Consider the following 13,220-nt stretch of genomic DNA (forward strand, 5'->3'; position numbering starts at 1 on the left):
GCGGCCGTCGGCCCTGTGGTATGAGCCGGGGAGGATGGCTCGCCCGCCCCGCCCCTCCTCCGCGCTTCCGCTCATCGCGGCCGCCGCCCCGCTGCTCGGCGCGTGCGGCGGCGGCGACGGAGATGCCCCCGTGATCCCCCTCGCCGACGAGCGCGGCGGCGGCGCGCGCGTCGCCGAGATCGTCGGTGACGCCGGGTGGCTCGACCCGGAGGACGAAGAGAGCCGGCGCTGCGCCGCGCCGCCCGCTCGCCGCGCCCACGTCACCGGCGCCACCCTCGTCGCCATCGACAGCTTCGACGAGACCGGCGAGGGCGCGCGCGGCAACCACTACGTGCAAGACAGCGCCGACGAGCCGGTCCCCTACTCGGGGATGACGGTCTTCCAGCCCGCGTTCGACCCGCCGGATCTGCGGCTCGTCCCCGGCGACGTCGTCGACGTGCTCGGCGAGCTCACCGAGTTCCTCGGCCCCTCCGCCGGCCGCTTCGGCGGCTGCCGCACCTTGCCCGAGATCGGCGGGACCATGAGCTTCCGCTTCGAGGACCGCCCCGCCGTCCCGATCCGCGTGCCGCTCGACGACCTGAGGGGCTACGCGTCGGCGCGCCCGTACATCGGCATGCTCGTGCGGGTCGAGGGCGTCAGGATCGCCGGCGACCCCTCGAGCCGCGACGGCCGCTACGCCGCGTCGATCGACGTCGGGGCCGGCGTGCGCCCCGCCGACGTCCCGCGCCTCTCGAACGAGCTCTACGATCTCGAGCGCGAGGGGCCGCCGCTCGCGGACGGCGCCGTCTTCCGGTCCGTCACCGGCGTGCTCACCTACTTCTACGGCTTCAAGATCGCCCCGCGTTGCCCCGCCGATTTCCAGCTGGAAGGCGCGCCGTTGCCCTCCGACGACGCATGCGCTCCCTGAGGCCCGCGCTCCTCTCGCCGCTCGTCCTGCTCGCGGCCTGCGGCGGCGCGGCGCCCGGCGGCTCGCGGGCGCGGGGGGACGCCCTCGCCTCGACGCCCGAGGGCAGCGTCGGGCGGATCGAGGTGCGCCACCTCGACGCCCGGCCGCGGCTCGCGCTCGTCTCGCGCGACGGCGATCCCGCGCCCGCGCTCGTCGTCTCGGTCGCGACCGATCTCGGCTCGGTCGCGACGACGGCGCTCGCCAGCGTGGTCGAGGCGCGCCTGCTCGCGGCCGGCTTCGACGTGGACGCGCGCATCGACCGCAGCGCCTTCCGCGTGCGCCTGCTCGTCAGGGACGCGGCGCGCGTCGCGCCGTTCCTGCGCGCGCTGTCGGCGGCGTTCGCGCAGCCCATCGCGGCGGGCAGCCCGGAGGTCGCCCGGGCCGCGGAGCGGACGCAGGCGCTCCGGTCGAGCCCGCTCGACGCGCCGGAGCTCTCGCCGATCGCGGCCTGCACCGGCCAGCTGGGCCTCGCGGGCGCCGAGCCCGTTGTCGATCTGGCGACGCCCGCGGGCGCGCGGGAGCTCGAGGGGTGGCGCGCCGCGGCGCTGCACGCCGGGCGCACCTCGATCGCCGCCGTCGGCCCGGCCGCGTTCTGCGAAGAGGCGGCGCGCGCGGCGGAGGGCGTCGACGCCTGGCCGGCGGGCGCCCCGCCCGCGGACCCCTGGCCGGCGGCGGACACGGTCGGCGTGTACGCGACGAACCAGCTGGGGCGGCGGGCCGCCCGCGTGACCGTCGCCGCGCGCGTCGCGAGCCCTCAGGCGGCCGTCGCCGCGGCGGAGCGGCTCGGCGCGCCGGGGTCCCCGCTCCGCGCGCGCCTCTCGGCGCTCCCCTCCCCCTTTCGCGCCGTCGAGGTGCTCGGGGTCGCCCGCCCGCGCGGCGGCTGCGTGAGCGTGACCATCGAGGGCGCCGATCTGCCCACGGCCCCGCCCGTCGAGGCCTCGGCGGCGCTCGCGGCCGCGGTGGCGCGGCAGGAGATCCGCCGCGGCCTCTCGGCGCCGACGACCCCCGACGTCGCCACGCGTCAGGTCCTCACCGCGCAGGACCCTCGCGACGCCGGCGCGCGCGCCTCGTGGTGGGCGCTCTCCGGGAGCGCCCCGGGCGCGCAGCCGGAGCGGTGGGCGACGGCGCTCGGCCTCCCTCCGAGCGCCGACCCGCCGAAGCCCGCGGCGCCGGGCGAGGCCGGCGCTCAGCGCTTCGAGGCCGAGCTCTCGCGCGCGCTCGCGCCGGGAGCCCAGCCCTCCCTGGAGCGGCGGGCGCTGGTCGAGCGCGGGCAAGGCGAGGTCTGGGTCCTGCTCGGGAGCCCGTGCGGCGTCGCCGAGGAAGGGCTGTACGACGCCGGCGCGACGGCGCTCGCCGCGCTCGCCGCCGTGCAGACCCGGCGGCGCGAGCTCGACGTCACGATCGAGCCGTGGGTCACGGCGGATGCCGTCGGCGTGATCGCGCACGCGCCGTTCCGCGACGAGCGCGAGACCCCGGCCGAGCTCGGGCGCCGCGTGGCGAACGCCGCCGCGCGCGCGGTCGCGGCGACCACGCTGCGCCCCGAGGCGCTCACGCTGGCGCGCACCGCGGCGCTCCAGCACCTGGAGCACCTCTCCGGAGGGCGGGCCGCGGCGCTCGAGGCCTTCGCCTCCGCGATCGCGCCCGACCACCCGTCCTGGATCGAGCCGTTCGGCGTCTGGGACCGGGTGGCGAGCGGCGCGCTCGAGACCGTGCAGCTCCGCTGGCAGGCGCTCGCGACCGGCCCGCTCCGGCTCGCCGTCCTCGCGAACGCCGACGCTTCCCAGGCGGCCGCCGCGGCGGAGGCCGCCGAGCGCTGGCTCGCGCCGCGGCTCACCCCGCGCGGGTGCGGCTCGCCGGACGGCGCGGTGGTGCCCCGGCTCGGTCACCACGACGCCCGCCTGCCGGCCGGGGCGGCCCTGTCGCAGGCCGTCGTCGGCGCGCGGCTCCCTGCGGCGCGCGAGGCCTCTCCCACGGCGCGCGAGCTCGCCGAGCTCACGGTCTCCGCCCTCAACGGCGAAGGCGGGCTGCTCGCGGCCGCGCTCTCTCCCGCGGCGAGCACGGCGTCCCCGGCTCCAGCCAGCGCGGCGCCGGCGAAGCGGCCGCTCGCGGCCCGCGCGAGCGCGCGCGTCCTCGGCGGGGCACGCGCCGCGGCGCTCGCCGTCGAGATCAGGGCAGAGGCCGGCGAGCTGAGCGAGGCCTCGGCCCGCGTGAAGGAGCTCCTCGCCGGCCTGGCGCAGCGGGTGACCGACGCCGATCTCGGCCGCGCCGAGGCCCACCTCGCCCGGCGGGAGCGCGACGCGCTCGCGGAGCCCAGGCGCCGGCTCATCCACCTGTTCAACGGCCGCGCCTCCCGCGCGGCCGCCGCGAAGATCACGCTGGCCGCGTGGCGCGCCTTCCTGGCGGGCGCGCTCGGCGCAGACGCTATCGTGACCGTCGAGGCCCGGCCCGACTGATCACTCCCCGCCGTCGAAGTCGCCGGCGTCCTCGAGCTCGGCCGGGCGCCCGGCGCGGGGCTCCTCGGGGCCCTCCTCCTCGGCGTCGCCGTCCGCGGCCGCGGCCGCGTCCTCGTCGACCTCGTCCTCGTCCTCGTCGTCATCCGGCTGGGTCAGCACGGGGAGCCGGCGCTTGCCGACCGGGCCCTCGTCGATGTAATCGCGCAGCGCCATCATGTCCTTCAGCGCCTCTAGCTTCGCGAGCGCCTTGACCTCGACCTGGCGGATCCGCTCGCGGGTCAGGTTCATGATCGCCCCGACGTCCTCGAGCGTCGTGCCGCCGCGATCCGCGACGTCGAGCGCGCACGTCTCGTTCATGTCCCAGACCTCGAGATCGGGGAAGTTCAGCTTGATGGCGCCCGTCCTGGCGGAGACGTCGAGATAGAGGTGGTGCTGGCACGAGACGTACGGGCACGGCCTCGGGCCGTCGACGCACTCGGCGCGGGCCCGCGGCTTGTAGTAGTCGGTCTCGGGGTAGAGCATCCGGCCGATCTCGAGCTCGCGCTTGGTCATGCGCTTGACGCTGATCGTCCGCGCCCGGATCTCGCGCTTCCGCCGCGACCTGCGCTGCTCGCGCGTGATGGCGTTCCCCGACTCCGCGGGATCGGCCTGGAGCGCGAGCGCGCCCTCCACGATGGGCTCCGTCGAGCCCGCTGGGCCGCGATCGCCCTCCGCCGCATCCGCACCGTCCAGGCCGAAGATCTCGAGCTCGCTGTCAGACACCGTCGCCATGCGCTGCCTCCGTTTGGTAGCGTCTCCGCTCTCAAGCGCGCGCGTCTCTCCCCGTACGTCCGAGTCCCAGCTCGAGCGCAGAGGGAGCCGCTCCTTAAGCCCGACGTAAAGCCGGATGCCGTCCCTAAAAAATCGCGACGAAACGAGCCGATGCCCGTCCCGTCGATCGCATCAAACCCAGGCGGGGCCGCGCCCGCGGCCCCATGTACTTCACGACGACGAAAGCCCCGCGACTCGGCCCCTCAGGAGGAAGCCGCCTGTTTCGTGAGCCGCGCTTGCGCCATCAAGCGCTCTTCTATCAACCCCAGCTTGGCGACGAGCTCCCGCGCGAGCGACTCTGCGCTCGCGAGGTCCTGGGCTATCGCCCTGCCGCTCGTCTCGCTTCGCCTCTCCTTGGCAGCATCCCTGAGCGCATTGAAGACCTTGGCCATCGTGCGCTCGAGCTCCTCGATATCACCTCTCACGAACAGGAATTCACGCTGGATCTCTTCGATGGTGTAGTCCTGGGCCATCATCTCTTTGATGCGCTGAACCTGGCGGACTACCGTGGCCGGATACATCCCCTGCGAGCCCTGGTGCTTGCCCTTGCGCCCCACCCGCACGCTGCGAGGGAGCAAGCCGAGCTGCACATACTTCCGGAGCGTCGCCTCGCTGAACTTGATGCCATGAGCCGCGAACAGCTCGAGGATATCGCTCGATGTGATCCCCTGGGCGTGCTCCCGCTCGATGCGATCAAGCACCTCCTCAGGGATCCTCTGCACCGGTCCTCCCATCGATTGCCGGAGGCCCTACCCAACCGACGCGGGCGACTCTATTCCACTGAATGGAATACAGTCAATTGACGCGACTACGATTATTGTGTGACTGTCGCGAGACGCGGTGCTTTGCCGGGGTTCTTGACAACCCTCGGACATTTTTCGTCCGTCGGGACGACGCGTCGGCCCGCCCGGCTCGACGCGGGTCGGGGGCCGAGGCGGGAAAAAAACGACGCTCGGTGCAATGGGTGCGAGCAGGGGGGCGCCCGACACCCTGCGGGGCTCGTGCAGCGGCATGCCCCGTACCCTGACACACATCGGTCATTTCAGACAAAAGGGCTGATAGTCTCGCCGCCACCATGGCCAAAGCCCTCGCCAGCGAGGGTCGGGGCTCGGCCTCTCCCGCCGCCCCCCGACCCGTCGAACGCGTCATCAGGGATGTCACCGCCCGCGGGGTCAGGATGCGGGTCCTGGTCGCCGGCGCGGGCAACGGCCCGGCGCTGCTGCTGATCCACAGCTTCCTCGTCAGCCACCTGGAGTTCGATGACGTGATCGACACGCTGGCCCAGCGGTTCCACGTCATCGCCCCGGACCTGCCGGGCTTCGGCGAGAGCGAGAAGCCGAGCCCGGCGCGGTACGCTTACGGCATCGAGACGTTCGCCGAGGCCGTGGCCGACCTCATCGCCGCCTTCGGCGTCGGCCGCGCGCACCTCGTCGGCCACGCGATGGGCGCCGCCGTCGCGATCACGCTCGCCGCCAACCACCCGGAGCTCGTGCAGCGGCTCGTCCTGGAGGACGCGCTCTGTTACCCGTTCCCGATGAGCTTCAAGATGAAGCTCCCGCTCCTGCCTGTCGTGGGCGGCATCGTCTTCAAGCAGCTCCACGGCCGCGGCACGTTCCGGTCGTACTTCCGCGACGACGTGTTCCGGGCGGACGCCGCCGTGCCGCTGTCGCGCGTCGACCGGCACTACGATCTCTTCAACGCCCCCTCGGCGCGCGAGAGCGCCCACGCGGTGCTGCGCGCGGTGCTCGACGCGCGCCCCGTCGTCGCACGCCTCACCCGGATCACGGCGCCGACCCTCGTCGTGTGGGGGCGCGACGACCGCATCTTCCCGGCGGCGAGCGCGCAGCGGCTCGCCCGCGAGATCTCCGGCGCGATGCTCGAGATCATGGACGCCGGGCACTCGCCCCACGAGGAGCGGCCGGGGGAGTTCGTCGCGCTCGTGACGCAGTTCCTCGAAGGGAAGCGGTGACGGCGGCGGCGCGCTGGGCTCGGCTCTCGCGCGGCGCGGCGCGAGCGGCCCGGCGCGCGGGGCGCGCCGTCCTCGGCGAGGACGCGGCGCGGCGGTTCCTCGGGGACCGCTCGGCGCTGCTCGGCCTCGGGATCGTCGCGCTGCTCTCGCTGTTCGCCGCGGTGGGGCCGGCCGTCATCCCCCACGACCCGAACGCGAGCGACTTCACCCTCGCCCGCGACGCCTCCGGAGCGCCGCCCGGGCCGTCGGCCGCCCACTGGCTCGGGACGGACCCGCTCTTCCGCGACCTGCTCGCGCGCCTCGCGCACGGCGCGCGGCTCTCGCTCGGCATCGCGCTCGCGTCGACCGCCCTCGCCACGGGGCTCGGCGCGCTCGTCGGCGTCACGGCCGGCATGGCCGCCGGCACGCGGGCGGACGCGCTCGACGGCGCGCTCATGCGGCTCGTCGACGTGATCCTCGCCCTGCCGTACCTGCTGTTCGTGACCGCGATCGGCGTCGCCGTGGGGCGCGCGGACGTGGGGACGATCCTGCTCGTGCTCGGCCTCACGGGGTGGACCGGGGCGGCGCGGGTCGTCCGGGCCAAGACGGCGGAGCTCGCGCAGCGCGATTTCGTGGCCTCCGCGCGCGCGCTCGGCGCGGGGCCGCTGCACATCGTCCGGCGGCACGTCCTGCCGAACGTGGGCGGGACGCTGCTCGCGCTCGCGACGATCAGCGCCGGGCAGATGATCCTCGCGGAGGCCGCCCTCGGCTACCTGGGCGTCGGCGCGCAGCCGCCGACCGCGAGCTGGGGCCGCATGCTGCACGAGGCCGAGCCGTACCTCGGGGCGAGGCCGCTCCTCGTGGCCGCGCCGGGCTTCGCCATCGTGCTCGCCGTGCTCGGCTTCCACCGCGCGAGCGAGGGGCTCCGCGACGCGCTCGATCCGGCCGGCGCGGCGCTCCCGCGCGGTCGTCGCCTGCCGGTCGATCTGCTCGTCGCGGGCGCGGCGCTGCTCCTGCTCTCGGGCGGCTCGGCGGGCGGCGTCCGCGCGCCCCTCGGCGGCGAGCCGGCGCCCGGCGCGCCCGTGCGCGGCGGGACGCTGCGCCTCGCGACCACGGTCAACGCGCGCGCGCTCGATCCGGCGATCGCGTACGACGAGCTCTCGAGCACCGTCGCGGAGCTCGTCTTCGCCCGCCTCGTCACGTGGGACCAGGGCGGCCGCATCACGCCCGATCTCGCGCGCGCGATCGAGGTGCAGCGCGGCGGGCGGACGTACGTCTTCACGCTGCGCGAGGGCGTGCGGTTCCACGACGGCGCGGAGCTCCGCGCCGCCGACGTGAAGCGCTCGATCGAGCGGACGCTCCACCCGAGGACGCCGAGCCCGGGCGCGAGCCAGTACGACATGATCGAGGGCTTCGCCGAGTACCACGCGGGCGCGGCGCCGCACCTCGCCGGCGTGCGGGTGCTCGGCGATCACGCCGTCGCGATCGATCTGCGCGCGCCGGACGCGACGTTCCTGCCCCTCATGACGCTCGCGTTCATGGCGCCGGTGTGCCCCTCGTCCGGGGCCGCGGTCGACGCGGCGAGCCCGCCGCCGCCGTGCGGCGCCGGCCCGTTCCGCGTCGCGCGGTGGGACCAGGACGGCAGCATCGGGCTCGCCCGCCACGAGGGGTACTTCCGCCCGGGCCTGCCGTACCTCGACGCCATCACGTGGCAGACCGGCGTGCGCGCGACGACCCAGCGCTACAAGTTCGAGGAGGGCGAGCTCGACGTCCTGCGCGATCTGACCGCGATCGACGCGGCGGCCTACCGCGCCGCGCCCGGGTGGGAGGGGCAGAGGCGCTGGGTGACGCGGAACAGGACCAACGCCGTCTTCCTCAACACCGAGCTCGCGCCGTTCGACCAGCTCGCGGTCCGGCGCGCTGTCGCGTTCGCCCTCGACCCCACCGTGCTGGAGAAGGTGCGCCCCGATCTGCTCGCGCTCGACCGGGTGCTGCCGCCGTCGATCCCGGGCCCCCCGCGCGAGGCGCCGATGCGGCAGCACGACCTCCCGCGCGCGCTCGCGCAGATGGCCGAGGCCGGCTACCCGTACGACCCGGCGACGGGGAGGGGCGGCTACCCGGGCGTCATCGACTACATCGCGGTCCCGGACACGCTGGAGCAGGCGATCGGCGAGATCGTCCAGCAGCAGCTCGCCAGGATCGGCCTCCGCGTCCGCCTGCGGCTCGTCAGCTGGGCGACCTACCTCGCCGAGGCCTCGCGGCGCCGCGCCGTCCCCATGGGCTGGGTCGGGTGGCAGGCCGATTTCCCCGACCCGGCGAGCGTCTTCGAGCCGACGCTCTCCACGCGCGCCATCCGCGACGAGGGCTCGCAGAACTACGCCTTCTTCAGCGACGAGGAGCTCGATCGCACGCTCGACGCCGCCCACGCCGAGCAGGATCGCGCGCGGCGCCTCGCGCTCTACGACCGCGCCGAGCGCATCGTCCGCGATCGCGCGCCGTGGGTGCCCACGTACACGGCGCGGCAGCTCGAGCTCTGGCACCCCTACGTGCGCGGCCACGAGGGCGCCGCCGCGCTCACGTCCCGCTTGCATGAGGTCTGGCTCGACCCGTCCGCGCGGCCCGGGGCCGGCGGAGGGCCGCGCGCGGCCGCGCCACGAACCGCGACGCCGCTCCGCGCGCTGCTGGCGCGCGCGGCCCTCCCCCGATGAGCACCACGCGCGCGCGCCGAGCCTCCACGTCCCGCCCGGGCCGCGCCTCCGCGGTGGGCTCCGCGCTCGCGCGCCTGCTCCGGCGCCTCGGCTGGGCCGCGATCGTCATCGCGGGGGTCACCGCCATCTCGTTCGGGATAGCGTACCTGCTCCCGGGAGACGCCGCGCGGATGCTCGTCGGACCGCAGGCCTCGGCGGCGGACCTCGAGCGCGCGCGGGCCATCCACGGGCTGGATCGCCCGGTCCCCGTGCAGTTCGCGCGGTTCGTCCGGCGGCTCGTCCACCTCGGCCCCGCGGGGGTCGGCGACGACAGCGCCCCTGGCGGCCACGCCGGCGCGCGCGCCGATCCGGAGCACCGCAGCTGCGCGGCGGGGCCGCTCGGCCTGCACGTCGACCTCGGCTACAGCTTCCATTACCGCAAGCCGGTCGTGGATCTGCTCGAGGCGAAGGCGCCGCGATCCGTCGAGCTCGCGCTGGCCGCCCTGCTGGTGCAGCTCCTGCTCGGCCTCTCGCTCGGGATCGTCGCGGCGGTCCGCCGGGGGACGGCCTGGGAGGACGCGGCGCTCGGCGCCACGCTGCTCGGCGCGAGCGCGCCGACCTTCGTGATCGGCCCCGCGCTCCAGTACGTGCTCGCCTACGAGCTCCGGCTCTTGCCTTACGACGGGTACGGCGCCACGGCGGCCGATCACCTGCGCTCCCTCGTCCTGCCGGCGCTGACGCTCGGCGTGTTCGGCAGCGCCCTCTACGCGCGCATCGTCCGCGAGGAGCTCCGGACGCTGCTCCGCCAGGACTTCATCCGCACCGCGCGGGCCAAGGGCGCCTCTCGCCTGCGCGCGCTCGTCGTCCATGCGCTGCGCAACGCGCTCTTGCCGCTCGCCACGCTCGCCGCGCTCGACCTCGGGGCGCTGGCGGGCGGCGCGATCGTCACGGAGAAGCTCTTCCGCTGGCCCGGCGTCGGGAGCATGGCGGTCGAGGCGCTCCAGAACCGGGACGGCCCGCTCATCGTCGGGACGGTGCTCTTCTCCGCGGCCGCCATCGTGCTCGTCACCGTGGCGCTCGACGTGGCGGCCCTGGCCCTCGATCCCCGGCTCAGGTCGCGGTCGCGCTGAGCGCGGACCGCACGCTCACGGCATGCCGGCGAGCGCGCGGCACTCGGCGCCGAGCGAGGACTCGGGCGAGGAGAGCTCGGCGCACTTGCGGAACGACGCCCGCCCGCCGCGCCCTGCCGCCTGCTCTGCGGCGCCGCGCAGGTGCCACGCCGCGGCGCTCCCCGGGGAGGCGGCGGTGAGCTGCTGCGCGAGCTGCACCGCCTTGCCGGTCTGCCCCGACTCCAGGGCGCGCATCACGCGCGTCGAGAGGGGCCCGCCCTCCTCGTCCGGCGCGGCAGGCGCGGGCGCGGCAGGCGCGGACGCGGGCGGGGCAGCCGACGGCGCCGGCTCCCGCGCCGGCGCGGCGGTCTGGCCCGCGGTCGCCGCCGCGCTCGGCGGCGCCGCGTGGGTGGTCGGCGCGCGCGAAGCGTTCTCGGAAGGCGCTCCGGCCGGCGCAGGGCTCGCCGCGGCAGGCTTCGCCCGCGCGCTCGCGCTCGGGGCCGCCGGCGCGGCCGGCTGCCCCGCCGGGGCGTCGGCGGGGGTCGCTGCGGAGAGCCCCGCCGCAGCGGCGGCCGCCGGCTCTCCGTCCGGCTCCGACGCGGCCAGCGCCGCTGCGGGCACCGCCGCGGTGTGCTGCCCCGCCGGCCCCTCCTCCGGCAAGGGCGCATGGACCGGCGCCGCGGGCACGGGGCGCCCCGTCTGGCCGACCAGCCACACGCCGGCGGCCCCGAGCGCGAGCGCCGTGACCAGACCGGCGACGATCCGCGCGATGCGGGCCCGGCGCTCCTCGTGGCGGGGCCCGAAGAGCGTGGCCTCGACGGCGCCGGCGGTCGTATCGGCGTCCTCGGCCGAGGGATGCTCCTGCGCCGCCATCCCCTCCGGCGCGTCCACCCCGCCGCCGAGGAAGAAGCGCTCGCTCTCGCTGATCGGCCCGCGGTCGCCAGGAGGCGCGTCGTCCGGCGCCGCCGCGAGGCTCGCCGCCGGGGCGGCGTCCGGCACCGGCAGCGGCGGCGGGGAGGCCTCGTTCGGGCGCGCCTCCCCGGCCTTCGCTTCGACGGGCTGCGGCGCCTGCGCGCGCTCCGCCGCGCGCGGGACGGCGACGGGCGGCGGAGCGTCGCTCGGCGGGCGGGGGCGCAGCGTGGGGCTCGTCGACGCCGCCGGGGTGCGCTCCTCTCCGGCGGGCGGCGCGACGCCCGCTGCCGCCGCGAGCGCAGGCGGCGCTGCCGCAGGCACGGGCGGCACCGCGGGCTCGGGAGGCGCCGCAGCGGGTGCCTCGGGGGGCGTGGAGCGAACGCGCTGCTCGGCGGGAGCGGCCGCGGGCCTGTCGCTCCTCGTGGAGCGCTGCTTCTGCGCGAAGCTGCGCGGCGTCACGAGCGGTCGCGTGAGCGGGGCCTCGTCGCTGCTCGCGAGCGTGGTGTCCTTGTCGAGCTCGACCTCGGCGCGCGACCGCGTAACCCGGGCGGCCTCGGCAGACGATGCGGCGTTCCGCGGCGGATCCGACGGCGCGCGGCCCCCCGCGCCCCCGGGCCGCACCGCGGCGCTCCTCGGCGGATCCGACGGCGCGCGGCCCCCCGCGGCCCCGGGCCACGCCGCGGCGTTCCGCGGCGGATCCGACGGCGCGCGGCCCCCTGTCGCGCCGGAGCGCGCCGCCGCGGCCGACACGGTGATCCTCGGCGGATCCGACGGCGCGCGGCCACCCGCGGCCCCGGGCCACGCCGCGGCGCTCCTCGGCGGCTCCGACGGCGCGCGGCCATCCGCGGCCCCGGGCCGCACCGCGGCGTTCCTCGGCGGCTCCGACGGCGCGCGGCCCCCCGCCGCGCCGGAGCGCGCCGTCGCGGCCGACACGGCGCTCCGCGGCGGCTCCGACGGCGCGGAGCGCGCCACGGCGGCGCTCGCGCTGGCCGCTCGGCCGACCGCCCCTGGCCCGTGCACCGCGCTGCGGGTCGTCACGGGGCGCCCGGGGGACTCCGCGTCGGGGTCCCCCGCCGGCGCGTGCAGCTCGTGACCGGGCCGGGAGCGCGGGAGCACCGCCGGAGAGACCCGGGTCGAGAGCGGCGCCGGGACCACCACGGCGTCCTCGAGGTCGTCGGAGCCGGCGTTCCCCGGGCTCCCCTCGGGGTAGTTGGAGCGCCGCGCGCTCGACGGCGACGAGAGCGGCGAGAACTCGTCGTGGAACGCCGCCTCCGGCTCGCTCGGCACCACGTCGTCGGGGGGGAGCGCGGCGGCGGGCACCAGCAGCCCCTCGAAGTAGAGCTTCGAGATGGTCGAGAGCGTCGAGAGATCCTCGAACGGGGACGCGTCGACCACCTGCATCAGCGTGCGCTTGCCGTCGAACAGGCGCAGGATCCCGTTCAGCTCGTCGGGGATCTCGTTCAACCGCTCCAGGAGCTCTTCGCTGTCGACCTCGAAGACGGTCGCGAGCGACGGCAGCGCCTCGAGGAGCCGGCCCCACTCGTCGACGCGGCGCATGCCCTCCATGAGGAGGCCCTGCGTCGACGTCTCGATCCCGTCGGGGTTGTCGACCTTGCAGAACTCGACCTCGAACGTCCCCTCGTTCCACAGGAGCGCGCGGTAAACGGCCTCCTCGCCGCAGAGCCGGCCGAGCGTCGCGTCGACGACCTTGCCCTCGCGGAAGTAGACCTGCGCCTCGTTGTCCGCGTGCGACAGGTGGACGATCCCGCTCTTCCGGCTCACCTCGAACGTCTGCAGCAGATCCACGACGTTCATGTCGAGGATCGACCCGGAGAACCTGGTCCGCCCCGTCGTCGAGAAGTGGCGCGTCGTGATCCCCTCGCGCGTCCGCCGCGCGAGGAGCAGCGTCACGCGCGCGATGAGCTCACGCACGAAGATCGGCTTGGTCAGGTAGTCCTCGACGCCGAGCTCCAGCCCGCGGATCTTGTCCTCGATGGAGCGCTGGCTCGTGAGGAAGACGACCGGGATCGAGGCCCAGTCGGCGTGCTCCTTCATCTTGCGGACGAGGGCATATCCGTCCACGTTGGGGAGGCGCGTGTCGCTGAGGACGAGGTCCGGCGTGGAGACCTCGAGCTTCGCGAGAGCGTCCGCTCCGTCCTTCGCGGTGGTCACGCTGTAACCGGCCTTTTTCAGGCTGACCTCGAGGACCCGAACGCTGCGCGGATCCGCGTCGACCAGGAGGAGCTGTTGCTTGGCCACTAGAGGTTTCCGCCTCGCGAAGGATGGCGAGCCCGAACGGACGCTGTCAAGCGCTCCGCCCTGAGCGTCGCCGCTGCCGTCGATCGCTTGTCCCGC

The 13,220-nt window shown here is 76.0% G+C and carries 8 protein-coding genes; 5 read left to right on the forward strand and 3 right to left on the reverse strand.

Going from position 1 to position 13,220, the window contains the following annotated elements:
• Positions 1 to 34 precede the first annotated feature (34 nt).
• Complete coding sequence (locus tag WMF27_RS18215) at positions 35 to 907, forward strand: hypothetical protein (RefSeq protein ID WP_437767611.1); 873 nt, start codon at positions 35 to 37, stop codon at positions 905 to 907.
• Positions 895 to 3,399, forward strand: a complete 2,505-nt coding sequence (locus tag WMF27_RS18220; protein WP_437944354.1) for a hypothetical protein — start codon at positions 895 to 897, stop codon at positions 3,397 to 3,399. Before WMF27_RS18215 ends, WMF27_RS18220 begins: the two co-directional genes overlap by 13 nt.
• Here WMF27_RS18220 and WMF27_RS18225 read toward each other — a convergent pair whose 3' ends face one another.
• Together WMF27_RS18225 and WMF27_RS18230 are read right to left on the reverse strand one after the other, a co-directional pair.
• Positions 3,400 to 4,170, reverse strand: a complete 771-nt coding sequence (locus WMF27_RS18225) for a sigma factor-like helix-turn-helix DNA-binding protein (RefSeq protein WP_437767609.1) — start codon at positions 4,168 to 4,170, stop codon at positions 3,400 to 3,402.
• Positions 4,171 to 4,412: 242 nt separating this feature from the next.
• Complete coding sequence (locus tag WMF27_RS18230; protein WP_437767608.1) at positions 4,413 to 4,931, reverse strand: MerR family transcriptional regulator; 519 nt, start codon at positions 4,929 to 4,931, stop codon at positions 4,413 to 4,415.
• A gap of 353 nt (positions 4,932 to 5,284) precedes the next feature.
• Here WMF27_RS18230 and WMF27_RS18235 point away from each other — a divergent pair, with 353 nt between their 5' ends.
• From WMF27_RS18235 to WMF27_RS18245, 3 genes are read left to right on the forward strand one after another with little or no spacing between them, the layout of a single operon-like run.
• Positions 5,285 to 6,178 carry an alpha/beta fold hydrolase gene (locus WMF27_RS18235; RefSeq protein ID WP_437767607.1) on the forward strand — a complete coding sequence of 298 codons (894 nt, stop codon included), beginning with the start codon at positions 5,285 to 5,287 and terminating at the stop codon, positions 6,176 to 6,178.
• Positions 6,175 to 8,865 (forward strand): ABC transporter substrate-binding protein, encoded by a 2,691-nt coding sequence (locus tag WMF27_RS18240; RefSeq protein WP_437767606.1) that lies wholly within the window; start codon positions 6,175 to 6,177, stop codon positions 8,863 to 8,865. Before WMF27_RS18235 ends, WMF27_RS18240 begins: the two co-directional genes overlap by 4 nt.
• Positions 8,862 to 9,974, forward strand: coding sequence for an ABC transporter permease (locus WMF27_RS18245; protein WP_437767605.1), 1,113 nt, complete (start codon positions 8,862 to 8,864; stop codon positions 9,972 to 9,974). Before WMF27_RS18240 ends, WMF27_RS18245 begins: the two co-directional genes overlap by 4 nt.
• Before the next feature lie 15 nt (positions 9,975 to 9,989).
• On the opposite strand, the gene WMF27_RS18250 is transcribed toward WMF27_RS18245, so the two are convergent.
• Complete coding sequence (locus WMF27_RS18250) at positions 9,990 to 13,124, reverse strand: response regulator (RefSeq protein ID WP_437944355.1); 3,135 nt, start codon at positions 13,122 to 13,124, stop codon at positions 9,990 to 9,992.
• Positions 13,125 to 13,220: the final 96 nt, after the last annotated feature.

It is taken from the genome of Sorangium sp. So ce281, assembly GCF_051527395.1.
Taxonomy (GTDB): domain Bacteria; phylum Myxococcota_A; class Polyangia; order Polyangiales; family Polyangiaceae; genus Sorangium; species Sorangium cellulosum_B.